This is a genomic window from Bradyrhizobium sp. CCBAU 051011 (assembly GCF_009930815.1).
Taxonomy (GTDB): domain Bacteria; phylum Pseudomonadota; class Alphaproteobacteria; order Rhizobiales; family Xanthobacteraceae; genus Bradyrhizobium.
The window spans coordinates 3,220,583-3,246,168 of sequence record NZ_CP022222.1 but is presented as its reverse complement, the minus strand read 5'-3'; the positions used below and the strand labels follow the sequence as shown (position 1 = coordinate 3,246,168).

The following is a 25,586-nucleotide window of genomic DNA, read 5'->3' as shown; positions in this document are numbered from 1 at the left end:
TTACTGAAGCCTAGACTTGAGACGACGAGAAGCCCGATCACCCGGAGATTGACATGAAGAGCGCAACTGCAGACACGCCTAAGCGGCCATCGCGGCCCGATACAACTGACCTCCCCTTACCGGTGCTGCCACCTCCCACTATTGAGGGAGAGAAGGCCCCCTTCCCTAACGACAGCGCTAACCAGGGCTACCTTTAAGATCATTCGTCACTCCGTTACCGCCTCTCACACGAGAGGCGGTAACGTTTAAGTCCAGGAACAAATGCTCAAGGCCACTCTGAAAATAGGCGATCTGGAAAACGTCGATCCTGTGGTCAAAGGCTGTTCGATAGAGTTTGGTGAAAGCTACATCTGGCCATTCCAACATAAGAGCCTTGAGAGCTCGTTAGTGACGAACTCTGAGCAATGGTTCTTCGTCATACGCGAGCGTCAAGGAGTGGCGGACGGGGCCGGCATCCATTCGGCCGCCATAGCCCATGCGTCCACGGATCAGTTTCGTCAGCACTACCAAGACTGCATGCACTGGCCGCTCGATTTTATCGTGATCGAGGCGGCTCGCCGGGGTCCCCGGTTGCGTGTACGAGCAGGCCATATAGGCAGCCTCCCAATTTACTTCCACGTGGAAGAACGCACTCGTACGGTTACGCTTTCCTGGGATTTCGTGGATCTTTTGGATAAATCGCGAGCGATTGATGCAGAAATTATAGCCCATCATCTATCTATGAGAACGTTCTACTCTGCGCGACAAGCCTGCGTTGGTGTTAACCTGCTGACTGCTGGCGCGACCTTGTACGTCGACAGATCGGAAACGTCATTTGAGTACGGCGCGACAACTTCATCAGCCCCTGAGCTCTCTGGACGAGAGAAGAGCAATCATGTCCTTGAGTTTTCTGATACTCTTCAGGCGGTTGTTCGTTCGCGGCCGACGGCCTTCTGCGCAAGCGCTGTGGAGCTGAGCGGAGGAATGGACTCCGCTTCCGTCGCAATTGCTGTTAGCAAGAGCGTAGCATCGCTGGCATGTGGCGGGATACTATTGGGCGACGGGAGTAGCCCCAAGCAGATTGACCGCCGAGCGAGCATTTTGAGCGCACTGAATTGCCGCGATCACAAAGTTGAAATGCACGCCCACATGCCGGCGATTGATCTAGATCTTGACCTGAAAGGACGCTTGCCACTCATTTCAGAGTATTACCTTGAGGCGTTCGGGTCACTCTGGGATCGGTTTCGCGGTGATGGCTGCGAAATAATCTGGTCCGGCATAGGAGGAGACGAGCTTTGCGCTCGCTTCAGCAGCGACGAGGAGGAACCCAGATCTCCGTCTTCACCCCACCTGGATATCGCGCTTGGGCTTGCAGAAGACCTGTTGACGAAACGCGGGCTCGACGCCGCTCATTCATCCTTCCTTTTTAGCGCCCCCATCAGCGCCACTCTATCCACAACTCTGCTCGCAAGTCTTTGTCATGCTCGCCCACTCGCGACGCGAGGACTTTGGCCCGTCCGCCCATTCGGCGATCCGAGATTGATCAATTTTGGAGCGAAGCTTCCGTTTGCACTTCGCTCGGGCAAGGAACTTTTCCGTTCCTACTTGCGTGAGCGCTTGGGCTCTGACGTATTTCCACACGGTTACGCAAAGGAGACTTTCGCGCTTGTACTGCCAAAGGCGATTGCGGCTCGTGCGGACATGATTTCATCGCAGCTTGCATCTTGCGCCTTGGCCGACTTCGGCTTGGTTTCGCAAGAGGCTGTCATGGCGCTCTTGAACAGGGTGATAACAACACACGAATTTTCCGCGACAAGCACCTTGGCTCGTTTTTTATGGGCGGAACGTTTCGTTCGGCAACTCTGTTGATTGCACCATTGTCAGCGATTGTCCGTCGTCAGATGATTTGAGACTGATCAGGCGTTCTGAGAAGAGAGGCTCTGGCTCATCCGGGTTAGAGTTTAAGCAGCCTGCAGTTGATGCTGCAAGCGGCGGTTTGCGATGGTGTCGCGCTTGATGCGTTTTCGTTCTGCGAGGATCGCCTCGGCCCTGCCGAAGTAGACATCGGCTGGTGTGAGGTTGTCGATGCTCTCATGATAACGGACGTAATTGTAGTGTTCGACGAAGGCCCGGTGTTCGCCGTCAGGGCCTGTGAGACAAACAGAGGGATTTTGCGGAGGGAGGATTTCTGGTTCATCGTAGCCATCAGGAGCGAAGATGAAGCAGAAATCCGGACCGGGCAAAGCGCCGGCAGAACAAGTGCTAAAGGACATTCGGCGCCAGACCCGCCGGCAGTATTCGGCGGAAGAGAAGATCCGCATTGTACTGGAAGGATTGCGTGGCGAGGAGAACATCTCCGATCTTTGCCGCCGAGAAGGCATTGCCGCCTCGATGTATTACGGCTGGTCCAAGGAATTCCTCGAAGCCGGCAAGCGCCGCCTAGCAGGCGACACGGCGCGAGCTGCGACCTCCGGCGAGGTGAAGGATCTCCGCCGGGAGACTGCTGCCCTGAAGGAGGTCGTAGCCGATCTGACCCTGGAGAACCGTCTGCTCAAAAAAAGCATGAACGGAGATGGGGAGGACGAGGCATGAGGTATCCCGCCTCTGAGAAGGCCGAGATCATCCAGCTGGTCGAGCAATCGCATCTTCCGGCCAAGCGCACGCTGGACAAGCTTGGCATCCCACGCGCCACGTTCTGTCGCTGGTATGAGCGTTACCGCGAGGGCGGCAGCGCCGCGCTGGCCGATCATCGATCTCGACCGGAGCGGGTCTGGAATCGCTTTCCGGACGATGTGCGAGCTCAGATCATCCACCTGGCGCTGGAAACTCCGCAGCTGTCGCCGCGTGAGCTGGCCGTGCGGCTCACCGACGAACGGAAGTATTTTGTCTCCGAAGCGTCGGTCTATCGGTTGCTCAAGGCGCATGACCTCATCACCAGCCCGGCCTATGTGGTGATCAAGGCGGCGAACGAGTTCAAGGACAAGACGACGGCCGTCAATCAGCTCTGGCAGACCGACTTCACCTACCTCAAAATCACCGGGGGGGGGGTTGGTACTATCTCTCGACCGGGCTCGACGACCTCTCGCGCTACATCGTCGCTTGGCGGCTTGGTCCCACGATGGCCGCCTCCGACGTCATGGCCACGCTCGACCAGGCACTCCTGGCCTCTGACCTCGATACCGTCGCACACCGGCCGCGGCTTCTCAGCGACAATGGCTCGAGTTACGTGGCAGATGATCTCGCCAGCTGGCTCGAAACCAAGGGCATGCAACATGTGCGCGACGCTCCGTATCACCCCCAGACCCAGGGAAAGATCGAGCGCTGGCACCAGACCTTGAAGAACCGCATTCTGCTTGACAACTACTACCTGCCCGGCGATCTCGAACGGCAGATACGGGCCTTCGTCGAACACTACAATTACGTCCGTTATCATGAGAGCATCGACAACCTCACACCAGCCGATGTCTACTTCGGCAGGGCCGAGGCGATCCTCGCAGAACGAAAACGCATCAAGCGCGACACCATCGCAAACCGCCGCTTGCAGCATCAACTGCAGGCTGCTTAAACTCTAACCCGGATGAGCCAGAGCCTCTCTTCTCAGAACGCCTGATCAGTCTCAAATCATCTGACGACGGACAGTTGCTCAGAATACTTGTTGTTCGGTCTTACATAGTCCTCAAACCATTTCACCGCGAATTCGGCAAAGGTCAGGTCCTTCGGCCGTAGCGCTCCGATATCTATCGAATCGCCACGTGCTAGCTTGTCGCAAGGTAGCTTCGTACGCCTGCGCTCCGGCCTTTGTGTTCTCAGGACTACGTTTTCTAGTCGTCCGTGAAGAATTCCCAAGCCGTTGATTTGGAATCCGGAAACGGCATTTTGCAGTAATTGAATTTGCCGGAAAGCGGGCCTTTGGAGCGGGATTCCTTGCAAACTTGATTTGTGATTCACTCGCGCAGAACCGGCTTTGGCGAGAGATTCGATGCGGCCACGAGAGCGGAGCGAGACGGGGGAACAGGATCTTTTCCGCTCCCGGCTCGATCAGATCATCGACATGAAGCATCCGCTGGTGAGGCTGGGCCGCACGGTGGATTGGGGCTTTCTGGAAGGGCGGTTCGGCGAGGTTTACGATGATGATCCCGGCCGGCCGCCGCTGCCGACGCGCTTGATGGCGGGGCTTTCGATCCTCAAGCACACCTACGACCTGTCCGACGAGGTGCTGTGCGAGCGGTGGGTCGAGAACCCCTATTACCAATACTTCTGCGGCGAAGAATTCTTCCAGCACCGGTTGGTGTTCGATCGCTCGTCGCTGACGCGCTGGCGCAATCGCATGGGCGAGGAACGGCTGGCGGCGCTGATCCAGGAAAGCCTGTCGGTTGCCGTCAAGACCGAGGCAGTCAAGCCGTCCGAACTGTCGCGGGTGATCGTCGGTCGAGTAGCCCCGGGGAATTGCACCCCGAGGCTCTCACGAAACCGGACGTGAACCTCTCGATTCATCCGGCTTCTATCTTCCAGCCGCAGGTCGAATGCCGACTCGCCACAAATAGAGTAGGTTCGGATCGCGCTGTGCGAGCCGTCCCAACCAATATACTGAGGCGACTTTCCGGCCTTTCAACCGCTTGTATTTCCGCCTCGTCCAATGGGCGAGCGCGTCGTTAACGTGACGAAGGACGTTGACACATTCCGTTCGGTAAAACCGTCCGTAATAGTTCAGCCATCCTTGCACGACAGGATCAATCAGCTTGGCGAGTTCTTCAAGACTCCAGTGGTTTCGCGTCGAACCCAGTCGCCATGAGCGAATGGTTTGTCGGATTCCTTTGGCAGCCTTGTTGCTGATTGCCGGGAGGAAGTTGAGGAACTTCTCGCCCTTTCGATCGCGAGCGCTGCGCGGCTGGAAGGTGTAGCCAAGGAAGTCGAACGAGATGTGTTCGCATTCCTTTCTCCGTTTATTATCCTTGCAGTAGACGATCCGGTTCCGGGTGGAGCTCCAGACCGCATTCCGCAAGACGTTTCCGGATCGCCTCCATCACGGTTTGAGCCTCGCTTTCAGTTCTGCAATGGACTATCGCATCGTCAGCGTATCTTTCGAAACACAAACAAGGGAAGGTCCGCTGCATCCAGTGATCGAATGCATAGTGCAGAACCAAATTTGCGAGCAGCGGTGAAACCACTGAACCCTGAGGGGTTCCGCGTGTTCTCTCCACAAGGATTCCGTCTTCTTTCTCCACGGGAGCTTGCAGCCACCGCTTTACGTAGAGACGAATCCAGCTCAGTTTCGTGTGGTGGGCGACGGCCTTTTCGATCAGGTGCCAAGGAATCGAGTCGAAGAACGACTTGATATCAAGGTCGATAACCCAGTCGAATTTCCAGCAACGCTTTCGCGCTGTCCCCATTGCGTCAAGCGCCGAACGGCCGGGCCGATAGCCGTAGGAGTCGGGATGGAATATTCGTTCCATCGTCGGCTCCATAACCATCTTTGCAACCGTCTGAGCCACGCGGTCAGCTATAGAGGGTATTCCTAACGGACGCTTCCCTCCATTAGCCTTGGGAATTTCCACGAGACGGACGGGAGGCGGAAAGTATGTCCCCGACGACATTCGATTCCAGATCTTGTAGAGGTTTCTCTTCAAGTCCTTTTCGAATTCCTCGATGGAGACCCCGTCCACACCCGCTGACCCGCGGTTCGCTTTCACCTGTTTCCAAGCTTCCCAAACGAGATGTTTGGGGATCTGATACGACTTTGCCTCAGTCATCGGCTCCTCCCGTTTCCGGTTGGCCTGTGACTTTGGCTGGAAGATCGGGTCCCTTCGCTCCGCCCGTATTACCGGGCCTCATCACTATTACGAACCCGTCCGCCCCTGCGTCGCGCATTGGTACTCTGCCCTCGGCGGATCCGCCGCCTTTGGGGTCTCCCTTGGCATCGCGACGCAGGTTCCCATGTTCCGCGCAAGAGCCTGCCATCGGGATCACGCCGCCTCTACACCGGTTGCCGCCCGGCCAATAGACAGGCTCTCGCCGCGCTTGATCCCAGGAGGTGGTATCGCCCCTGGTTTCGACAACACCTGAACTGTACTTTCGATGCATCATCGGCGGTTTACTTGCGTTCGTCTTCCCGTGGCTCACCTGACAGGCTGATTGCCCGCCTTTTCCAGCAACGCTCACCACCTCAGCCATTGAGCTAAAGCAGCTTGTGGCGGTTTGGACTCTGATCCTGCAATCCGAGTCCGAGGGGCCTGCCCTCATCTCTTGCGCAGCAAGGCTGCTCGGAAGATGGTCTACATACTCAACCTCCTTCTTCGCGCCGTCATGGCGCACACACCACGGTTCAGCCCAAGAACGTGACGTTCCCCACCGACGCGAAGCTTCTAAACCGGGCGCGCGAGAAGCTGGTGCGGCTGGCGCAGCGCCATGGGGTGATTTTGCGTCAGTCCTATGCGCGGGTGGGCAAGTTCGCCCTGATCGAGCACCAGCGCTATGCCCACGCCAAGCAGTTCAAGCGCGCCAACCGGAAGCTCAAGACGCTGCGGACCTATCTGGGCCGCGTGATCCGCGACATCGGCCGCAAGATCGAGGGTAACAGCGGGCTCGAGGCGGCGTTCGCAAAGCTGCTGGCGCTGGCGCGGCGCGTGCGCGAGCAGCAGCAGCGTTAACGTGGGCCGAAGGTTTATTCCCTGCACGCGCCGGAGGTCGAGTGCATCGGCAAGGGCAAGGCCCACCGGCCTTACGAGTTCGGCGTCAAAGGTAGCCGGCATGAGGGCCTCACCTCGCAGTGACGAAGCTTGTCTGCGATACAGGCTGGCAAGAGCTGATCGGTGGAGGTGGCGCGATGGCAAATGCCATGCTTGATGCCAGGCAGGAAGGTGACTCTTATCGCCGCGTTGAGGTGATCACTGGGGAGCGCCGGCGGCGACGGTGGACGAGCGAGGAGAAGGCCCGGATCGCGGCAGAGAGCTTTGAGGAGGGGGCGAACATCTCCGAGGTGGCGCGGCGCAATGGCGTTTCTCGCGGACTGCTCACGGTGTGGCGCCGCCAGGTAGCGGCGGCGCTGGCCGGCAAAGCCCAGAACTTCGTGCCTATCCAAATTGGCGCCGAGAGCGATGGCGGGAGGGTTGGCAAGTCCGAGTGTATTTCGCCGGTACAGACGAAGCCCGTGGAGATTGCCACGCCGCCGGCCAAGGTCTGTGGAGTGGTCGAGATCGAGGTGAACGGGGCGCGCATCCGGGTCGAGCCGGGGGTGGAACTGGCGACGCTTTCGGTGGTGCTATCGGCGCTTCGAGGGATCCGGTGATTGCTCTACGGTCAGACCTCAAGGTGGTGCTGGCGGCCCAGCCGGTCGACTTTCGTAAGTCGGTGCATACGCTGTCGGCGCTGGTGAGCGAAGCACTGCGCGCGAACCCATATTGCGGCGACGTCTTCGTGTTCCGCAGCAAGCGCATGGACAGAGTGAAGCTTCTGGCGTGGGACGGCAGCGGCATGGTGTTGGTAACGAAGTGGTTGCACCAGGGGCGTTTCACCTGGCCGCCGATCCGCGACGGCGTTGTGCATCTCAGTGCGACGCAGCTTGCGATGCTACTCGACGGGCTCGAGTGGACGCGTGTGTCGCCCAAGCCTGTGAAGCAGCCGGCCATTGTCGGCTGAGAAGTGAGGATTTCACTGGAGCATGGGTCGCACGGATGTATCGTCTGGTCATGGCGATTCGCCCCGACACTCTCCCGACCGATCCGGCAGCTCTGACCGAGATGGTGCTCGCGCTTGACGCTGAGAACGAGACGCTGCGCGTAGCAATGCAAACGTTCAAGGACATGATCTTCGGGAAGCGCTCGGAGCGGCTTGCCGCGCTCGTGGCCGAGCAGCTCGCGCTTGAGCTTGGCGATCTTGAGACCGACGTCACGCCGCCTGCAGCTGCCAACGACGATGCAGCTGCGGCAAAGCCGCCCGGCAAGCCACTGCGGAAGAAGGCGCGCCGCAACATCGGCGCGCTTCCAAAGCACCTGCCGCGCTGTGAGCATGTGCTGGAGCCGGAGGCGACCGCATGCCCGTGTTGCCAGGGCCAGCTTCACAAGATCGGCGAGGACGTCAGCGAGGTGCTGGACATCATCCCGGCGATCCTGCGGGTGCTGCGGACGGTCCGTCCCAAGTACGGCTGCCGCCGCTGCACCGATGGTGTGATCCAGGCGAAGGTGCTGCCGCGCCTGATCGAGAGCGGCATGGCTTCGACCGCACTCGTGAGCCACGTGGTAGTCTCGAAGTTCGCCTGGTATCTGCCGCTGTACCGACAGGTGCAAATTCTGGCCGGCCAGGGTGTCCATCTCGACCGGGCGACGCTTGCCGGCTGGGTGAAGCGTGCGGCCTGGTGGCTCAGGAGCCTCTATGCGCTTCAGCTGCGCACGATCCAGACCGCGCCGCGCCTGTTCTGCGACGAGACGCCGATGCCGGTGCTCGATCCCGGACGACATCGCCCGCGCATCTGCCAGTTCTGGGCGCATGCCATGGATGACCGGCCATGGGGCGGTCCCTCGCCGCCGGCGGTGGCCTACGTGTTCGCCGACGGCCGCGGCACGGCGGAGATCGCCAGACAGTTGATGGGCTTTTCCGGCATTCTGCAGGTCGACGGTTATGCCGCCTACAAAGCGCTCGCCCGCGATCATGGCGGCGCGATCCAACTCGCCTTTTGTCTCGCCCACGCCCGCCGCAAATTCGTCGAGGTGTATAAGACGACCCAGTCGCCGTTCGCGCGCGAAGTGATCGAGCGCCTGCAGGCGGTCTATGCCATCGAAGCAGAGATCCGTGGCAGCAGTGCCGAGCAGCGGCTGGCCACCCGCGGCACCAGGTCCGCTCCATTGATGGAGGCGCTCAGGACGCGCCTGACCGCAATGGTCGGCCAGCTCTTCTCCCAATCGAAGCTGGCGGAGGCCATCAACTACGCACTCAATCACTGGGACGGGTTGACGCTGTTTCTCCGCAACGGCCGTGTCGAAGTTGACAGCAACACAGTCGAGCGTTCCATGCGCCCGATTGCGATGGGAAGACGCAACTCATTGTTCAGCGGCAGCGAAGGCGGCGCCGAGAGCTGGGCGATCCTGGCGTCGCTCGTGAACACGGCAAAACTCCATGAGCTCGATCCGCAGGCCTACCTGACCGATGTGCTGGAGCGCATCGTGTCTGGGCGAACCAAGAGCCATCAGCTGCACGAGCTGCTCGCCTGGAACTGGAAGGCGGCGCGCCGGCACACACCGCAGGCAGCGGCATGAGCCCACGTCGCCATAAGGCAGCATCGTCGATGGCGTCAGCCGCGATGTCGCTTGCGGAGCTCGAGCGATGGCTCCAGGATCGCGTCGATCGCCATCCTGCCGCCACCAGCATTCCCATGCTCGACGGCTATACCGCCGCGATCGTGGCCGGACCGGTGTCGATGAGCCCGCTCGATTGGATCTGCCCGCTGCTCGCGATCGATGCCGACGCTTTCAACCATGGCGGCACGCCGGAGTTCGCCGCGATCTCCGCCGTCGCGCTGCGCCACAACGACATCAGCAACACCCTCTCGACTGCCCCCGATCGGTTCGAGCCGATGCACCGGCGCGACCCCAGCGGCAACATCGATGCGCATCCCTGGTGCCAGGGTTTCTATGCTGCGATGCGGCTCAGACTGTCGGCGTGGGCGCCGTTGCTCGACGTCAACAACGTCAATCACGGCCTGCTGCTGCCCATCCTGCTGCATTGTCGCGACGATCAGGCCCGTCCGCTGCTCGGACCGCCACGAAGCGGTCGCAAAACCGAGGATTTCCTCCGTAACGCCTACCTCGATATCCCAGCCGTCGTCGAGGCGCTGCGCCAGCACTGGATGCCCATCCGCTACGCCCGCGACCGCTAATCATCGCGGACGTGGGAGCTCATACCGGTTACCGTCAAAGTCTCCGTCGCCACCACGATCGGCCACGCCAGGGGCGGCCAACTCGTCACCCATGTGAAGGCACTGCCCGGCAATCCCTATGACGGTCACACGCTGGCCACCGTGATCCCGGACATGGAGGCGCTCATCGGCAACATCATCGCGCGCCTCCTCGCCGACAAGGGATATCGCGGCCACAACGCCCCACCCGATTACAAGTTCAGGGTCTTCATCTCCGGCCAGAAGCGAGGAGTGACACCAAGGATCAAACGCCAATTGCGCCGCAGGGCCGCTGTCGAGCCCGTCATCGGCCATCTCAAAGCCGAGCACCGCATGGGCCGCAATTATCTCTGGTTCCGTCGCGGCGATGCAGCCAACGCCGTCCTCGCCGCCGCCGGCTACAACTTCCGCCGCCTCATCCGCTGGCTCAGGCTTTTGCTGCACCTCTTCCTGACCGCACTCTTCCCCGGCGGTCGGCTTAATCCAGCGTGAAATCAATCTTCTTCACGGACGACTACCTCGACCATCGTGATGAAGCGCAGCTGGCTGGTGAGGTTCGCAACGTGGCGCTGCTGGTGGCCTCGGCGGTCAATGCCGAGGGGTTCCGGGAAATCCTCGGCATCTGTGAAGGCGCCAAGGAGGACAAATCCGGCTGGTCATCGTTTCTGCGGCATCTCGTCGATCGCGGTCTGAAGGGCGTGCAGCTGGTGGTTTCCGATGCGTGCCGAAGACCGCTCGCCATAGAGAGAAGGCAATCCCAATGAGATATCCAAGGATCGGCCAGAGCCTTTTGCGCTCCTGGTCGGTGAGCCTGCTGCTGAAGTTGTAGACGTCGAGTGTAAGTTGCTGGATTTTGCTCCTCATGGAGACGAGCCATTCTAAATCTGACCTTGGCGCTGATCTTTCCTTGGGCATTGTCGCCTCACGAATCGCCCCGCGCGAGCGGGGCTTAAAGATCTGCTCAACTTGAGTACCGATGAATCCATCGATACCAGCTGTATGTTGACGTTTCCCGTCCACAGCCCGATTCAGAAAGCTCACCCGGGACTGCATCTTCGGAGCTCCAGCACGCCTCGCAGTAGGCACACTGATACAAATTCCGAAAGTCTACTTCTCTATCTGAGGAGTCACCGTCAGCGCGCTCGCACATTGAAGCGAGCAACCTGCAGCTGAATCAATGTCCATGCCATCCTCCATAAAATCGACACCCAGCAAGGTGCCGAAGCTCAAGGAGGATGGACGTCGCCTCCGAGCGCTTTGCGTGGAAAGATACAATGGATTGATCGGCGGCACAACTAAAAGTCCAAGCTTTGCTCGAGGATATCTTGAAGATTGCGCTCGTGGATACAAATAGCCCATCGGTCCCGGTGATGCTCCGGCGTCGGGCAACGTCACTGGCGGTTGCAACCATGATCGCAATCGTCATAAACCTGCAATCAAAGCGTGCTACGTAGTTTGGTCCGACAAATTGCCGCTGCTGCTCGGAGTGACGCGCAATGTTTTTTGCTTAGTGATTTGTCGGGATGGATATTCGCGCATGGCCTACGACACTGCTACGGTGCAGATGCTCCGCAACGTCCTTGATGAAGTACTTGCTAGCTCCACGTTTATCGGGCAGAAGCACCGCTCTGCGCTGGAGATCGCGGAGCGCATTCTTTGGCTTGCCGCACAGGGAGAGCGGGAGGCCGCAACAATCAAACAGCACTTGCTGAACGAGTTTTTGGCGAGCGGTAGCAATAGCGTAAGAGCTGAGAAGGCCATCTCGATGGCAAGCATGGCTCCGCGTTTGTGTTCGGGGATACGCCATCGGGGATCCTAGTGACGACCATGTCGTCAGCGCCGCAATGTCGTGCGCATCAACCGCTAGCGCGCTGTGATTGATCTGAAGCCCCTGGCCAAGGTTGTCTCCTCGTAACGAGACTCTGCAGCTTGCATGAGGAATTCAAATTGTCGCGAAGACCTGCTTGATACATTCGAAGTCCGCTGTAGGTCGCCACCTTTCAAAGAGCGAATGGATGCCAACCAGTTTTCGTAGGTGCCGCGCAGGTCTTTCTGGGCGATACTATCCAACGCGCGCCCGCAAACAGGCAGGCGCAGCCGCCGGCTGAGCCGCGGAGGTCGCGATGCTGGCTTCGGCAAGGCGGCAATCGGCCACGCAATCGCTGCGGGGCTTGCGATTGCGCTTCGCGAGGATGGCCGCGGCCATCGGTACAACCGGAACAATATGCTCCCTCCCGTTCTTAGTGATTTCACCAGGCAAGTGCAGCGTCTGCTGATTATCTGAATAGTAGAGATCGCGAAGCGCTGCCGTCTCACCGCGTCGCTGACCCAACAGGAATCAACAATCGTACAATCGTAAGCGTCGCTCTCAGGCCACGGCTTTGAAGGCTTGAGCTCGGTAGGCCCAGGGCAGTAGCTGGTCGATGTCGCGGTTTGGATGCCCGTTGACGATCCTTGTCGGGACGTTCGTGAGATAGGCGAGCGGATCGACGTCGTTGATTGTGCAAGTCTCGACCAAGGTTGCGAGGACGGCCCAATGTTCGGCGCCCCGTCGGCGAAGGCGCTCCACGTTCTCGAGCCGCAGCCGGTCGAGGAGGCGGTGCCGGCTCCTCCTGAACGCGCAAGCGTGCCGCGGCCACGCGCTGCCCCGGAGCGAGCTTGGGTTAGGGCAGAGGCTGCTGGATTCAGAGGTGGCAGTGCTCAGGGACGCCTCGGCTTTCCGAAGCTGCGTCGTCGCGCGCGGCACCACCACGTGGAAAGACGTCCGGCATCCGCTAGATCTCAGACATACTGCACCAATTTGAGGTAATCGTCTGTGAGGACAGGTGAGCGAATGGAACAAGCCGCGTCTTGAAGGAAGGTGGTCAGAGTCCGACTGGCCCGATTGCGGCCTTCGAAAGATTGCCGTGCCGGCGCGCGAGTACGGAGAGTTGCTAATTCGGAACTGACCAGGTCAGCCGCTGCTGCGGCGCAATCTGAGGCAGAGAAGCCAGCAGACATGACAGCCTGTGCCAGTCCCAGTGTGGTGAGCCAACCCGCATAGATCAGCACGGCACCGTCTGTCTCATTGAGCGCAGAGAGTTCCTCAATTGCAGCAGCATGGACAGATGCCGCACCAACTGACCGAAAGAGATCGGCTATCTCGTCACGCGTGGCTTTAGAGAGGAGGCAGCGGCCGAGATGTGATAGGAGCGCCTCAGTCGGACCTTCGAAGATGCGGAGGATGCGAGCGTCTCGATAGATTTTGGCTAAAGGCGTTCCCTCATCGTAACCACGGCCACCTAACAGCTGGACGCATTGATCAGCGACAAGGCCGCACCATTCCGAGGACAAAACCTTCGTTGCCGACGCAAGGTGGACGTTGGGCGCGCCCTGCGCTGAAACAAGTCGGCAGGATGCGACCAGCATCGCCTTCACTACCTCCCGCCGCAGCACCATCTGCCCAAATAACTGCTCGATGTAGCTGTTCTCGATCATGCGCAGTTTACCGAGTCGACGATGGTTTGCATAAGAGGCTGCGACCTGGATAGCGCGCTCAAGCGATCCAAGACCCATAGCAGCCACACCGATACGGCCGCGGTTCATACTAGATGCCGCCGCGCCCCAGCCGTCTTGATCGCGAGAGAGCACGTAAGCACGCGGCACCTCAACATCCTGAAACTCCAGAGTATTCTGAATAATGCCACGTAGACCGAGCGTGCGATGCTCGTGCGTGACCTTTAGGCCTGGAGCCTGCCTGTCAACGAGTACACCAACGAGCCGACCTTTCGCATCGGGACCAGACGCGCGCGCAAAGCAAACGATCCAGCGAGCCCAGTCAGCGAGGCCGATCCAAATCTTGCGGCCAGAGATACGAACTCTGTCTTCGTGCATGAGAGCCGAAGCCTCTATATGCCTCGGGGCAGAGCCAGCTCCAGGCTCCGTCAAAGCGAAAGCGCAGAGATCGCCGCGTGTTGCACCCCAAATGATATGCTTTTGTTCGGGGATGTGCGGTGCCGCTTCGATGCAGGGCAAGGCCAGGAAGTTATGGATGACCAGGGTAGAGGCAGCGGAGACATCGAAGGATGCAGTGGCGGAGATGATGTCGATGGCCTCTTGCAAGGGAAGAGCTAATCCGCCGTGCTCTCCTGGTGTGGTGAGCCCGAACAGTCCATGCCTTGCGAATATGCTGTGTAGGGTCGGAGGGAAGGCTCGGCGGTCATCCGCGTCTGCGAAATTCAGCTGACTGAGGTCAGCGATCAAACTGGAGTATAGTGCAGCTGCACGGCCTTCAGCTGTGCGTTCCTGCGCCTCCCCGAATTGAGCGTAAACCTGAGTGTTCATAGCCATACGGCCCACAATGATCCCGGCCGCGCTTCGTGCCAATTCATCCCCGTGGCTACCGCGGCTACACATTGGTATAGTGTGGATGCAAGGTAAGGGTCGTTTTCAGGCCACGGCTTTGAGGGCTTGAGCGCGGTAGGCCCAGGGCAGTAGCTGGTCGATGTCGCGGTTTGGATGCCCGTTGACGATCCTTCTCAGGACGTCGGTGAGATAGGCGCGCGGATCGACGTCGTTGATCTTGCAAGTTTATGCCGCCCGCCGAACTATGCCGAGTCCGGTCGTTTTCCCCAGATTTCTCGCTGACCGGCGTTTGGTCGGTTCGGCATAGTTCGTTCTGTGCCTCCGCTTTCAACAGCGGAGAACAGGAAGATGGAAGTTGAACAGTACTTGGGCAGAAGCCGGCTGTACCGGCGTCTCAGAAGCGGGCCGCACGGACAGCTCGTCGAGCGCTACGCCGCTCGTCTCGTCGAAGAGCGGCTCGTTCGGCACGGCGCGTGGCGTTGCCTCAACGTAGTTGTCGGGCTCCTGAGTTGGATCGCAGGCCGTCGCTATAAGCTGGTCAATCTCGACGAGCAGGTCATTGAGCGGTACCTCCGACATCGAGGCGGGAGGCAGTCTATCCAACCCGGTGACCGGGCCGCGCTCAAGCGATGGCTGTCGGTGCTGCGCGAGGAAGGCGCGATAGCGCCGTTGGTGCTGCCGCCTCTCAGCCCGCACGAACGGATCTTCAAGGAGTTCGATGCGTACCTGCGATCAGAGCGCGGCTTGGCGCCAAGGTCCATCGTTCGCCATCTCCCGGTCATCCGCAGGTTTTTGCACGAGGTGTGCTCCGGCGGCGCCGCCGCCCTGTGCAAGATCAACCAAGAGGACGTGATCCGCTACATTGAGCGCCACGCCCAGGATTGAGCCCAGGAACAGGCAAGGCGATGTGCTGGTCGTTGCGCGCCTTTCTCCGTTACCTCCACCATCGGGGGCTGAACGCGCGCCCGTTGGCGGATTGCGTTCCATCGATGCGGCGATGGAAGCTCGCACCTCTGCCGACCTATCTGCCTGCCGCTCAGGTGCGGAAGGCTCTCGACGGTTGCGACCGAAAGACGGTGATGGGACGGCGCGACTACGCCATTCTGTTGTTGCTGGCTAAGCTCGGCCTGCGGGCCGACGAGGTCGCGACACTCATGCTCGATGATATCGACTGGCGCGCCAGCGAGATACTGGTTCGCGCCAAGGGCAGACAGCGTGCACGGATGCCGATAGCGCCAGACGTTGGCGCGGCCATCGTTGCATATCTGCGCAATGGCCGCCCAAAGTCGTCGTGCCGACGGTTGTTCGTCCGGTCACTCGCGCCGCACGTCGGCTTTGCTTCCGGATGTGCGATCACCATGATCGCCAAGGCCGCTCTCGATCGCGTTGGAATCGAAGGTTGCGCACACCGCGGCGCCCATATCTTCCGACACAGTCTCGCTACCGAGCTTCTCCGATCTGGCGCGACCTTGTCGGAGAACGGACAGTTGCTGCGGCACGAGAACCACGACACCACCCGGATTTACGCGAAGGTCGACATCGATGCGCTGAGAACATTGAGCCAGCCCTGGGAGGCGTGCAATGACTAATCTGCACGCCGCACTCGACAAGTACCTGAGGATGCGCAAGGGACTGGGATACAAGTACGAGCACCAGACCCGTCGGCTCGCCGACTTCGTCGCCTTCATGGAGAAGCGCAAAGCCAGGATCATCACGACGAAGCTGGCAATGGAATGGGCAACGCTGCCGCCCGATTGTCATGCATCCTGGGCGCTGCGGTTGAGCGATGTGCGGGGGTTCGCGCGCCATGTCGCCAACTTCGATCCGAGAACGGAGGTGCCACCCGTCGGCATGCTGCCGGGATGGAAGCGCGCCAAGCCCTATGTCTACAGCGACGCGGAGATCGATGCGTTGCTGACGGCAGCGCTGGCTCTGCCGCCGGCGGACGGGCTGCGCCGATGGACCTACCACACCCTGTTCGGGGTGATCGCGGTGACGGGCATGCGTATATCCGAGGCGATGGGCCTGGAGCGGGATGACGTCGACCTCGACGCCGGCGTGCTGACGGTCCGCTGACCAAGTTCGGCAAGTCGCGGCTCGTGCCATTGCATCCGACGACGAGAACTGCGCTGCGCGACTACGCCCACCGGCGCGATGCGCTGCTTGGATCACGCTGCGGCTCGACCTTCTTCGTTGCCGAACAGGGAGGCCGCTTGCTGCACGAGTACGTTCATCGCGTCTTCTGGCGATTGTCCAGAGAGATCGGGCTGCGGCGCCCTGGTGATCGTACCGGGCCACGCGTGCACGACTTCCGTCATCGCTTCGCCATCCGGAGGCTGCTCGACTGGTATCGCGAAGGCAAGGACGTCGAGCAACAACTCCCAGTACTCTCCACTTACCTCGGCCACGCCTGCGTGCGCGATACTTACTGGTATCTCTCGGCCTGCCCCGAGTTGATGGAAGAAGCCGCGCGGCGTCTCGATCGGCGATGGGAGGTGACGCCATGAAGCCCGCCTGCAATGTCGCCACGTTGATTGAGCGCTTCTTCACTGAGCGCCTCATGCGCCAGCGCAATGTTAGCGGCAACACGATCGCCTCCTACAGGGACACGTTCCGGCTGCTGTTCATGTTCGCACAGGTGCGGCTGCCGAAGTCCCCATCGGCCCTGTCGCTCGCCGATCTGGATGCAACGTTCATCGGCGCGTTCCTCACCGATCTCGAGGTAAAGCGCGGCGCCAGCGCGAAGACGCGTAACCTACGTCTGACCGCCATCTGGTCCTTCTTCAGGTTCGTGTCCTTCGAGGAACCGGCACAGCGCGCTGATCCAGCGCGTGCTCGCCATACCGAGCAAACGCCACGACAAGCGACAGGTGCACTTCCTGGCGCGCCCTGAGATCGAGGCGGTTCTCGCCGCGCCCGATCGAACGACGTGGCTTGGCCGCCGCGATCACACCTTGCTGCTGGTCGCGGCCCAGACTGGCTTACGCCTCTCAGAGCTGACCGGCCTTGACCGGGATGTCGTCCACCTCGGGTCTGGCGCACACGTACGATGCGTCGGTAAAGGGCGGAAGGAGCGGACCGCTCCGCTTACTCGCTCGGCGCGCGCTCCAGGCATGGCTCAAGGAACCGTTGCGGAAGGAGCAACAGCGTTGTTCCACAACGTGCATGAGGGTCGGCTCAGTGCCGACAGCGTCCAGTCACTGCTGGGAAAGCATGTTCGTGTCGCTCACAAGAGTTGCCCGTCTTTGAAGGCCAAGAGCGTGTCGCCGCACGTGCTGAGGCACAGCGCTGCGATGGAACTGCTGCAAGCCGGCGTCAACTGCTCCGTGATCGCGCTGTGGCTCGGTCATGAATCGGTCGAGACGGCACAGACGTACCTGCACGCCCATCTCGCCCTCAAGGAAGCTGCCCTGCGAAGCTCAAGCCGTACCAGCGCGGCAAGCGAACCCGCTTCCAGCCGAACGACCGCCTGCTCGCCTTCCTAGGGGCGCTCTGAACGACCAGACTATGCCGAATGGAATGGGGCTGCCCTGCACGCGATCAACGGTGCGAGCGTGACAACGGCGTGCCATACCAAACCCGTTCGGCATAGTTCGGCGGGCCGCATAAACAGCGAAAATGAACAACGTCGATCCGTTCGCCTGGCTTGCTCTAACACTTCAGCGTATCGCCAACGGTTGGCCGAGCAGCGAAATCGACGCGCTGATGCCATGGAACCACGTCGCCTGACGGCCTCAGCTTGCCGCTTACTTTCATTCCGACATCATCTACTTTGAAGGAGCGGATGCGAGTCGTCAGAAGATGCTGGAAACGCACGATTTCTCTTCCAGCGACCTGAGAGCCGACGAAGAAAATCAGAGCCTTGAGTGGAAAACGTGCCGAGTCGCCAACTCTGTTGGGAGTCGACCGCGTTAGTGAAGTGGACCCTATGCTGAGGACCCCGTAAGCGGCAAAGAGACCTCAGCTTGCCGCTTACATTCTTCGTCCATTTCAAGCGAATGATGTCCGGCATTGATCACCGCCAACGGGCAGCTAAGCGCGGTCACGCAAAGGGGACACCGGACTATTCCGTCCTTGCGCGGGAAGGCATTGTCGAGTGTTCAAGATGATTGGCGCAACCTCCTTGAAGAAGATCGAGGAATTCTGCAGACCTTCCGCCAAGTTCTCGGTTCTGGGGCTCGCGAAGCCGGTCCCGAAACTCACAGAAATATTAACGTGTGTGCAATCATCGAGGCCCCTGAACGCACGATCCGGACTTATCCATGGCGCGGACGAATTGTATCAAGAAATCGATTTTACAGAATGGCGGATAGCAAACGTCAGCTTAGAGAAGTCAGGCATATCAGGATGGCTATCAACCTTTGTCGTCGCTCTAAGAGGTGTTCTCACTTGCAAGCCGAGCACCAACCGAAGCGTATGGGCCAGCTTCTTCCGATGCTCTACGCAAGCAGCATTGCGCTGGCGCGAGGCGACAAGTGTCGCTTACGTCGCGTAGGCATTTACTGCCGATCAACCTCCGTATGGTTTTCCCAACCCTTTGAAGATGCATGACAAGGTTTTTCTCATATGGGGATGCCGGGCAAGCGGTTACACTCTATGTCGAACAGAACAGTCTCCGTTATTTTCTTCGACCGGATGACGGCGGTTCGAGCCGCTCGCTTTTCCAAGCATAGGGAGATGGGATCATGGACCGGGATCCTAACGGTCTGTCTGCGGTTTGTTTTCTTCTTGGTCTTCCCCGGTCGGGGACGACGGTGCTGGCGCACGTGCTCCAGCAGCACCCAGACATTCCAGCTCCACCTGAGCCCTGGCTAATGCTGGCGCTTGAAGCATTTGGCAGGGCGGAACACCGACACCCAGCAGGGGCATCCCTGATTCTGGCTGCGACCTCCGAATTCTTGGACCGAATAGATCGCACGATCGTCAGTCGCGCTTTTGCCGATGCGGCCTACGGCCAGTACTTGGCAGCAGTGGGCAAACGCATGTTCATAGACAAGACTCCGCGCTATTGGATGGTGCTGGCGCGTCCGAACGAGCGGCCTGAGGTCACCGACCAGTTCGCGGCCCATCTGATCTGGATGGACAACGATCCGCTCGTTGCTGGACGCAATTACATCCTTCGCATTGGAACTCGGACCGGAGTCGCCGGTAGCATTACCGCGATCAAGCATCGGATCGACGTCAACACACGTGAGCACCTGGCAGCCAGGAAGCTTAGCCTCAACGAGATCGGCTTCGGCAATGTCGCGACGGCACTGCCCGTGGCCTTCGATCCGTACGAGGTCAATCGCAAGACCGGATCGTTCATTGTCATTGACCGCTTTACCAATCGCACCGTTGGCGCCGGCATGATTGCGTTCCCGCTGCGGCGGGCTACCAATATTGCTTGGCAACCGCTTTCAGTGGGAAAGAGCGAGCGGGCCGCCCTGAAGAATCAAAAGCCTTGCATCATCTGGTTCACCGGCCTGTCCGGTGCCGGCAAGTCGACAATCGCCAACATCGTGGATCAAAAGCTGTTCGCAATGTCGCGTCACACCATGCTGCTGGATGGCGACAACGTGCGGCACGGGTTGAACCGAGACCTCGGTTTCTCCGAGGCCCATCGTGTCGAGAATATTCGACGTGTCGGCGAAGTCGCCAAGTTGATGGCCGACGGTGGCCTAATCGTGATATGCTCGTTCATTTCGCCCTACAGAGCGGAGCGAGACATGGTGCGCAACCTGGTTGCTAAGGAGGAGCTCATCGAAATCTTTGTCGACACGCCCCTTGAAGAATGCGTGCGGCGCGATCCCAAGGGTCTCTATTCGAAGGCGAAGTCTGGCAAGATCAAGAACTTCACAGGCATCGATGAACCCTACGAAATACCGATGAGCCCCGAATTTCATCTCAGGACCATGGATCAGACGCCCGAGCACTTGCGGCGGCCGTCATAGATGTCCTGAAGGCGCGCGCAATCGTCCACGGTCACTAGTATTGCCGAATTTTATGCCTTTGCCCGTCCGTGAAAGCAAGCGGGGCGTGGCATTGTGTGGGTGTTCTCAGGCCTCGCCGGAGCGCCTCTCGGAGTTTCCCTGCCATGCGATTGCGTAATAGGATGATAGCGAGATCACAGAAGCCTTGCGGGCGGACAAAGCAAAAGGACGAACTGTTTCGTGATCTCGTCGGCGCGGCGCCACGCCCGCGCTCATCGGCGAGGAGTTGAACAGGACCGCAGCTTCGACACCGACACTACGTGCTCGGCCTACCGCTTAAGTGGTTCAAACGGATAGACCCCGCATGACTCATCTGCGGGCGCGCCGCGAGATGCAGTGGGTTTTTTTGAAGAGCCTCGGCGCGTAGTCGGATGCTGACATCTGTCCGGCCTCTGGTGCCGATTTTCGATAGCCGTTGGCGACTAATCCGACTTGATCGAACTAAGTACCATCTCGCATCGAAATCCCAAACACGAGAGCGATCGGCCTATTTCATGTCATTAAGTTCAGCCACAAATCTTTTGACGCCCATTTTGAGGTTGTCCCAATTGTAATGAATGTTTACGCCTGAGGCGACACCGTCGTACTCCGCAATTGTTTCCCCGTACATTTCAACGAGGCCGCTGAACTCGGTGTGGTCTTCATCCATCGGCGACTCCTCACCCTCAAACGGATTAAAAAATTCTTTTCCTTTTCCCACGCAATACTGCTTCAATACGTCCTCATATAGGTGCACGAGATCACTGAGGCGATAGCTGGCATGGTCAAAAGGGGATTCCCAAATCGCGTGCTTTCTGATTCACCATGCTGGCTGGAAGGAGGCCAGCATGGATGGCAGCACCTTATTCTCTTGACCTTGAAACGGGTTGTGGCGGCAATCAGAGGCGGAAGTGTCCCGCAATCAAGCCGCCAGGCAGTTTGGGGGCGCTCGTTCGACGAAGCTCACGTCTTTCCAGACTAATCGAGGGGTGCGCGCAATGGGTCACCGGCGGCTGGCGCGACGCCAACCCGCCGTACGCGCGCCTCCTTTCACAGGCGCAGTCGATGGTCTTCGGACGAGTTCCGCCGCCGGCGGAGGCGCAGCATTTCTCTGTCCAATTCATGCAGTTCCTGAACGGCTCGATCGGAACCACGGAGTCGGCTCACTTCTGGCTGTAGCGGATCGCGCGAGGTGATCGAGCCGTGGCGCGCGGTAGCACGACTTCCCGACCGCGACTGGGAGGCTTGTGACGATATGATCCGGAAGACGGATCCGGCGAATGGCCTTGATCTATCACTGAGCCATTTCGGGGGACGTATCTCCGGCACCGGCCGCGTCAACCTGACTACCCTGCACAGTGCTAAAGGCCGCGAGTTCGACGCGGTGATTCTGTTCGGCATCAACGAGAGCGAATTGCCCGACAACCGCGACAGACGCAGCCAGTCATCGCTTCGCGAAGCGCGACGGCTCTTCTACGTTGGGGTCACGCGACCGAGAAAGCACCTCTGCCTGGTCTTCCAAGAAAACAGAAACTCGCCGTGGGTGTACGAACTGTACCAGCGCGTCGAGAGTGGGTAGCACGACGACCGGAAATGTGCCTCGGAATGTGTCGAACGGCGCGGGAGCTCCCGTACTGAACTGCCGATGAGATTGGGCCACGGTAGCGAGCGACTGAGAACTAGTCGTCCGTGAAGAAGATTGATTTCACGCTGGATTAAGCCGACCGCCGGGGAAGAGTGCGGTCAGGAAGAGGTGCAGCAAAAGCCTGAGCCAGCGGATGAGGCGGCGGAAGTTGTAGCCGGCGGCGGCGAGGACGGCGTTGGCTGCATCGCCGCGACGGAACCAGAGATAATTGCGGCCCATGCGGTGCTCGGCTTTGAGATGGCCGATGACGGGCTCGACAGCGGCCCTGCGGCGCAATTGGCGTTTGATCCTTGGTGTCACTCCTCGCTTCTGGCCGGAGATGAAGACCCTGAACTTGTAATCGGGTGGGGCGTTGTGGCCGCGATATCCCTTGTCGGCGAGGAGGCGCGCGATGATGTTGCCGATGAGCGCCTCCATGTCCGGGATCACGGTGGCCAGCGTGTGACCGTCATAGGGATTGCCGGGCAGTGCCTTCACATGGGTGACGAGTTGGCCGCCCCTGGCGTGGCCGATCGTGGTGGCGACGGAGACTTTGACGCCGAACTCGTAAGGCCGGTGGGCCTTGCCCTTGCCGATGCACTCGATCTCCGGCGCGTGCAGGGAATAAACCTTCGGCCCACGTTGACGCTGCTGCTGCTCGCGCACGCGCCGCGCCAGCGCCAGCAGCTTTGCGAACGCCGCCTCGAGCCCGCTGTTACCCTCGATCTTGCGGCCGATGTCGCGGATCACGCGGCCCAGATAGGTCCGCAGCGTCTTGAGCTTCCGGTTGGCGCGCTTGAACTGCTTGGCGTGGGCATAGTGCTGGTGCTCGATCAGGGCGAACTTGCCCACCCGCGCATAGGACTGACGCAAAATCACCCCATGGCGCTGCGCCAGCCGCACCAGCTTCTCGCGCGCCCGGTTTAGAAGCTTCGCGTCGGTGGGGAACGTCACGTTCTTGGGCTGAACCGTGGTGTCGACGATCACCCGCGACAGTTCGGACGGCTTGACTGCCTCGGTCTTGACGGCAACCGACAGGCTTTCCTGGATCAGCGCCGCCAGCCGTTCCTCGCCCATGCGATTGCGCCAGCGCGTCAGCGACGAGCGATCGAACACCAACCGGTGCTGGAAGAATTCTTCGCCGCAGAAGTATTGGTAATAGGGGTTCTCGACCCACCGCTCGCACAGCACCTCGTCGGACAGGTCGTAGGTGTGCTTGAGGATCGAAAGCCCCGCCATCAAGCGCGTCGGCAGCGGCGGCCGGCCGGGATCATCATCGTAAACCTCGCCGAACCGCCCTTCCAGAAAGCCCCAATCCACCGTGCGGCCCAGCCTCACCAGCGGATGCTTCATGTCGATGATCTGATCGAGCCGGGAGCGGAAAAGATCCTGTTCCCCCGTCTCGCTCCGCTCTCGTGGCCGCATCGAATCTCTCGCCAAAGCCGGTTCTGCGCGAGTGAATCACAAATCCGATAGCTGACATCGGCAGGGCCAGGAGGCCGGGCTGCGCCCGTATGGTCAGAAATACGCTGTGCCGCTTGTCGCCGGCTTCTAGGAAGCGCCGGGCGGCCTGTTCATCGACCGAGGTCGAAAGAAGCCGCCGTATTCGTAAACAAGGCCGACCGATCGCTCGGGTTCGCTGTGCCAGAGGCTTCCCACTGCCGCGTAGCCATTCCCAATACCGGCATATAGGGTCGCCTCGTCTAGCAGACGCCATTTGCGGGTCGCCGACGCGATGAGGGGCAGGAGCCTAAAGTCTTTGCGCAGCTCGCTCTCGAACGCTGGGCAGCCCATGGCGTCTCGGCCCTGCATGAGATGGTGGAGTCGCGGAGATTCCGCAGCGTAGGACTGCACTGCCGCGACTTCTTCATCGGTAAAGTCACCCAGCTTCTCAAACTTTGGGCAGGGGATGGTCATGAGCACCACTCGCTACTTGCGCCTTCACCTAAAAGAGGAAAGTGTTGTCTCCGATCAATCAGCCCGTGCCGTCCGCTGCCAAGCTGGTCACGATAGCCGATCTGGCCGAGCGTCTGACTCATTAACGAAGCGGCTCCTCCCGCTTCCGACTTTTGAGTCGAATTTCCGCATTGCACGTGTCAAAAGACGAACGAGAGTGCTCCACCATAGTGCTCCACCGCAAATAACCGGCGGTTCGGGAAAAGCCTGATTTTGGAGGACTTTTCGCTATTGAAAATCCAGTGGCGGAGAGGGAGGGATTCGCGCCCCCACTATCGGTCGAACTATTGGTGTTGGTATTCCTGCTGGTAGCGCCCTTAATTCGCCTACGAAATTACGTCTAATCAGCCACTCATCTCCAAAATTCAATGCCGGCCAGGACAGCAGCACGGAGAACGGCTGATGACTGCCAGACGTGCGTGATCCCGCTACGCCTGCATCACCAGGAACTCTATTGCGATGCTCGCCGCGGAAGTGCGATCACATTAGAAGCGCTTCCAACGTATCGCCCCCAAGCTTCCATCAATTGTCGCCGCTTCTTCAACGCACTACCGCGTCGATAGGCTTGTTCCGTTTCGTCGCCAACCTTGTGGGCTAACGCCATTTCAGCGATGTCACGTTCGAAGCGAGTTTCATCACCTGCCCAATCGCGAAAGCTCGACCGACACCCGTGCGTCGTCATCGCCGGATAAACAGCCTTGAGCGCGTGTAGCACCGCGTTCATACCAAGCGGCTTCGAGTGGTCCGTTGACCACTGCCCGGCGAACACGTAGGCATCAGAGGCAGCATCCTTCGGAATGACTGCGTTCAAGATCGCGATTGCGCGATCGCAAAGCGGTACTTCGAAATCCTTGCCTTCCGGATCGACCTCCGCCTTCATCCGCTCTGCTGGGACGATCCAAAGCCGTTCTGTGAAGTCGACCTCGCGTACGCGCATAAAGCGGGCTTCGCCGGTCCGCACCGCCGTTAAGATGATGTATTCAGCTGCGAGATTCACTGTCGTGTCGGCCATATTGTGTTTGGCATTCAGCGCCCGAACGATACCAGGCACGTCCTTGTAGGGCGCAGCTTTGTGATGGCGCTTCGACCGTTTTGCCTTCGGCAAAAGCGGCTTCAATGTCTTCCACATGGCAGGGTTCTTTCCAGACCGGAACCCCTTGGCTTCTGCGGCGTCAAGCACACGCTCAATTCGGCTTCGCGTCTCGCGAGCCGTGCGGTTGATCGTCATCCAGATCGGCGACAAGATGGCCAACACATCATTCGAGTTGATGTCGGCAAGCTCCATAGCACGGATAGGTTTGCAGTGCACCTTCAGATCCCGCGTCCAATCGACGAGAGTGTTCTTACCTTTGAAGCCCGCTTTGATCGATGCCAAAAAGGTGTCCGCGAATTCTCCGAACGTAGTGCCCGCTACCACGTCGGCGCGTCGCTCTGCGGCAGGACTCCTGCCTTCAGCTAGCGCCCTGCGGGCGTCCCCCGCCTTGAGGCGAGCATCAGCGAGCGACAAGCCGTCCTTGCCCTTCCCCTTGGCCGAGCCGAGGCCAATCTCTCTGCGCTTGCTTGTACCGCGCACGCGATACATGAAAATCCATTGACGCCGCCCGTGCGCTCCTGTCTCGATCGCGAGATAAAGTCCCCCACCATCGCTGTGCCGTCCGGGTCCAGTGATTGTCTCCGCTTCTCGCGCGGAAAGCTTATGTAACTGTCTTTTGGCCATGTCCGCCCCACCATCCGCCCCACCATTGATCGCGGATTGCGACGAACGCCCGCGAATTTCCGTGGACTACTGCGAAATATGATCCGAGAATTATAGCAAAATTAACAAGCCGTTAGAAGCCAACAGCGG

General features: G+C 59.7%; 18 protein-coding genes and 11 pseudogenes. 20 read left to right on the top strand and 9 right to left on the bottom strand.

The genetic code is table 11. The features are described 5' to 3' along the window. Positions 1-261 precede the first annotated feature (261 nt). Positions 262-1,848: a hypothetical protein gene (locus tag ACH79_RS43930; RefSeq protein WP_246738547.1), complete on the top strand. Its 1,587-nt coding sequence runs from the start codon at positions 262-264 to the stop codon at positions 1,846-1,848. A gap of 92 nt (positions 1,849-1,940) precedes the next feature. Here the strand turns inward: ACH79_RS43930 and ACH79_RS15315 are convergent. Beyond that, positions 1,941-2,108: pseudogene (locus tag ACH79_RS15315) on the bottom strand (IS3 family transposase); the annotation flags it as partial. 88 nt (positions 2,109-2,196) lie between these two features. Here ACH79_RS15315 and ACH79_RS15310 point away from each other — a divergent pair. Both ACH79_RS15310 and ACH79_RS15305 read left to right on the top strand, forming a co-directional pair. Further along, positions 2,197-3,544 (top strand): annotated as a pseudogene (locus ACH79_RS15310) (IS3 family transposase). 414 nt (positions 3,545-3,958) lie between these two features. Further along, positions 3,959-4,405 (top strand): annotated as a pseudogene (locus ACH79_RS15305) (transposase); the annotation flags it as partial. A 75-nt stretch (positions 4,406-4,480) separates the two neighbouring features. On the opposite strand, the pseudogene ltrA reads toward ACH79_RS15305, so the two are convergent. Beyond that, positions 4,481-5,729: pseudogene (gene ltrA / locus ACH79_RS15300) on the bottom strand (group II intron reverse transcriptase/maturase). Between the two features lie 558 nt (positions 5,730-6,287). Between ltrA and ACH79_RS15295 the strand changes: the two are divergent. The 8 genes and pseudogenes from ACH79_RS15295 to ACH79_RS15260 form a co-directional block, all read left to right on the top strand. Then, positions 6,288-6,722 (top strand): annotated as a pseudogene (locus tag ACH79_RS15295) (IS5/IS1182 family transposase); the annotation flags it as partial. An 80-nt stretch (positions 6,723-6,802) separates the two neighbouring features. After that, entirely contained in the window at positions 6,803-7,264 is a 462-nt protein-coding gene (locus tag ACH79_RS15290; RefSeq protein WP_141343522.1) for a transposase, read from the top strand. Then, positions 7,261-7,614, top strand: coding sequence for an IS66 family insertion sequence element accessory protein TnpB (tnpB, locus tag ACH79_RS15285; RefSeq protein ID WP_069279868.1), 354 nt, complete (start codon positions 7,261-7,263; stop codon positions 7,612-7,614). Before ACH79_RS15290 ends, tnpB begins: the two co-directional genes overlap by 4 nt. 50 nt (positions 7,615-7,664) lie before the next feature. After that, the gene (locus ACH79_RS15280) at positions 7,665-9,227 is read left to right on the top strand and encodes an IS66 family transposase (protein WP_161856372.1); all 1,563 of its coding nucleotides are present in this window, start codon (positions 7,665-7,667) and stop codon (positions 9,225-9,227) included. Beyond that, positions 9,224-9,847 (top strand): UPF0149 family protein, encoded by a 624-nt coding sequence (locus ACH79_RS15275; protein WP_246738294.1) that lies wholly within the window; start codon positions 9,224-9,226, stop codon positions 9,845-9,847. Before ACH79_RS15280 ends, ACH79_RS15275 begins: the two co-directional genes overlap by 4 nt. Before the next feature lie 33 nt (positions 9,848-9,880). After that, positions 9,881-10,357 (top strand): annotated as a pseudogene (locus ACH79_RS15270) (IS5/IS1182 family transposase); the annotation flags it as partial. A gap of 53 nt (positions 10,358-10,410) precedes the next feature. Next, positions 10,411-10,587, top strand: a pseudogene (locus tag ACH79_RS15265) (transposase); the annotation flags it as partial. An 815-nt stretch (positions 10,588-11,402) separates the two neighbouring features. Continuing rightward, positions 11,403-11,684, top strand: coding sequence for a hypothetical protein (locus tag ACH79_RS15260; RefSeq protein ID WP_161851759.1), 282 nt, complete (start codon positions 11,403-11,405; stop codon positions 11,682-11,684). A gap of 549 nt (positions 11,685-12,233) precedes the next feature. On the opposite strand, the pseudogene ACH79_RS15255 reads toward ACH79_RS15260, so the two are convergent. The 3 genes and pseudogenes from ACH79_RS15255 to ACH79_RS15245 all read right to left on the bottom strand — a co-directional run. Continuing rightward, a pseudogene (locus ACH79_RS15255) lies at positions 12,234-12,413 on the bottom strand (transposase domain-containing protein); the annotation flags it as partial. Between the two features lie 233 nt (positions 12,414-12,646). Further along, complete coding sequence (locus tag ACH79_RS15250; RefSeq protein ID WP_371419405.1) at positions 12,647-14,188, bottom strand: acyl-CoA dehydrogenase family protein; 1,542 nt, start codon at positions 14,186-14,188, stop codon at positions 12,647-12,649. 105 nt (positions 14,189-14,293) lie between these two features. Continuing rightward, a pseudogene (locus ACH79_RS15245) lies at positions 14,294-14,434 on the bottom strand (transposase domain-containing protein); the annotation flags it as partial. 123 nt (positions 14,435-14,557) lie between these two features. On the opposite strand from ACH79_RS15245, the gene ACH79_RS43925 reads away from it, so the two are divergent. The 7 genes and pseudogenes from ACH79_RS43925 to cysC all read left to right on the top strand — a co-directional run bounded on the left by ACH79_RS43925 (position 14,558) and on the right by cysC (position 20,142). Beyond that, positions 14,558-15,094, top strand: a complete 537-nt coding sequence (locus tag ACH79_RS43925; protein WP_246738546.1) for a hypothetical protein — start codon at positions 14,558-14,560, stop codon at positions 15,092-15,094. A 104-nt stretch (positions 15,095-15,198) separates the two neighbouring features. Further along, a complete protein-coding gene (locus ACH79_RS43920) occupies positions 15,199-15,798 on the top strand; it encodes a tyrosine-type recombinase/integrase (RefSeq protein ID WP_246738545.1) in 600 nt (199 codons plus the stop codon). Next, a pseudogene (locus tag ACH79_RS15235) lies at positions 15,791-16,716 on the top strand (tyrosine-type recombinase/integrase). Before ACH79_RS43920 ends, ACH79_RS15235 begins: the two are co-directional and overlap by 8 nt. Continuing rightward, positions 16,713-17,102: a site-specific integrase gene (locus ACH79_RS43915; RefSeq protein WP_246738544.1), complete on the top strand. Its 390-nt coding sequence runs from the start codon at positions 16,713-16,715 to the stop codon at positions 17,100-17,102. The pseudogene ACH79_RS15235 and the gene ACH79_RS43915 overlap by 4 nt, the downstream one beginning before the upstream one ends. After that, the gene (locus ACH79_RS43910; RefSeq protein WP_371419404.1) at positions 17,041-17,694 is read left to right on the top strand and encodes a tyrosine-type recombinase/integrase; all 654 of its coding nucleotides are present in this window, start codon (positions 17,041-17,043) and stop codon (positions 17,692-17,694) included. Before ACH79_RS43915 ends, ACH79_RS43910 begins: the two co-directional genes overlap by 62 nt. 124 nt (positions 17,695-17,818) lie before the next feature. Beyond that, positions 17,819-17,938: pseudogene (locus tag ACH79_RS15225) on the top strand (transposase domain-containing protein); the annotation flags it as partial. Positions 17,939-18,894: 956 nt separating this feature from the next. Beyond that, positions 18,895-20,142, top strand: coding sequence for an adenylyl-sulfate kinase (cysC, locus tag ACH79_RS15220; RefSeq protein WP_161851757.1), 1,248 nt, complete (start codon positions 18,895-18,897; stop codon positions 20,140-20,142). A 526-nt stretch (positions 20,143-20,668) separates the two neighbouring features. Here the strand turns inward: cysC and ACH79_RS15215 are convergent. After that, the gene (locus ACH79_RS15215) at positions 20,669-20,881 is read right to left on the bottom strand and encodes a hypothetical protein (protein WP_161851756.1); all 213 of its coding nucleotides are present in this window, start codon (positions 20,879-20,881) and stop codon (positions 20,669-20,671) included. 131 nt (positions 20,882-21,012) lie between these two features. Between ACH79_RS15215 and ACH79_RS15210 the strand changes: the two genes are divergently transcribed. Continuing rightward, positions 21,013-21,339 (top strand): hypothetical protein, encoded by a 327-nt coding sequence (locus ACH79_RS15210; protein WP_161851755.1) that lies wholly within the window; start codon positions 21,013-21,015, stop codon positions 21,337-21,339. 13 nt (positions 21,340-21,352) lie between these two features. Continuing rightward, on the top strand, positions 21,353-21,739 hold the full coding sequence (locus ACH79_RS15205; RefSeq protein WP_161851754.1) for a 3'-5' exonuclease: 387 nt from the start codon (positions 21,353-21,355) through the stop codon (positions 21,737-21,739). Positions 21,740-21,865: 126 nt separating this feature from the next. Here ACH79_RS15205 and ACH79_RS15200 read toward each other — a convergent pair whose 3' ends face one another. The 3 genes from ACH79_RS15200 to ACH79_RS15190 all read right to left on the bottom strand — a co-directional run bounded on the left by ACH79_RS15200 (position 21,866) and on the right by ACH79_RS15190 (position 25,457). Further along, positions 21,866-23,209, bottom strand: a complete 1,344-nt coding sequence (locus ACH79_RS15200; protein WP_161851753.1) for an IS5 family transposase — start codon at positions 23,207-23,209, stop codon at positions 21,866-21,868. 126 nt (positions 23,210-23,335) lie between these two features. Beyond that, positions 23,336-23,701 (bottom strand): hypothetical protein, encoded by a 366-nt coding sequence (locus ACH79_RS15195; protein WP_161851752.1) that lies wholly within the window; start codon positions 23,699-23,701, stop codon positions 23,336-23,338. A gap of 490 nt (positions 23,702-24,191) precedes the next feature. After that, the gene (locus ACH79_RS15190; protein ID WP_161851751.1) at positions 24,192-25,457 is read right to left on the bottom strand and encodes a site-specific integrase; all 1,266 of its coding nucleotides are present in this window, start codon (positions 25,455-25,457) and stop codon (positions 24,192-24,194) included. Positions 25,458-25,586: the final 129 nt, after the last annotated feature.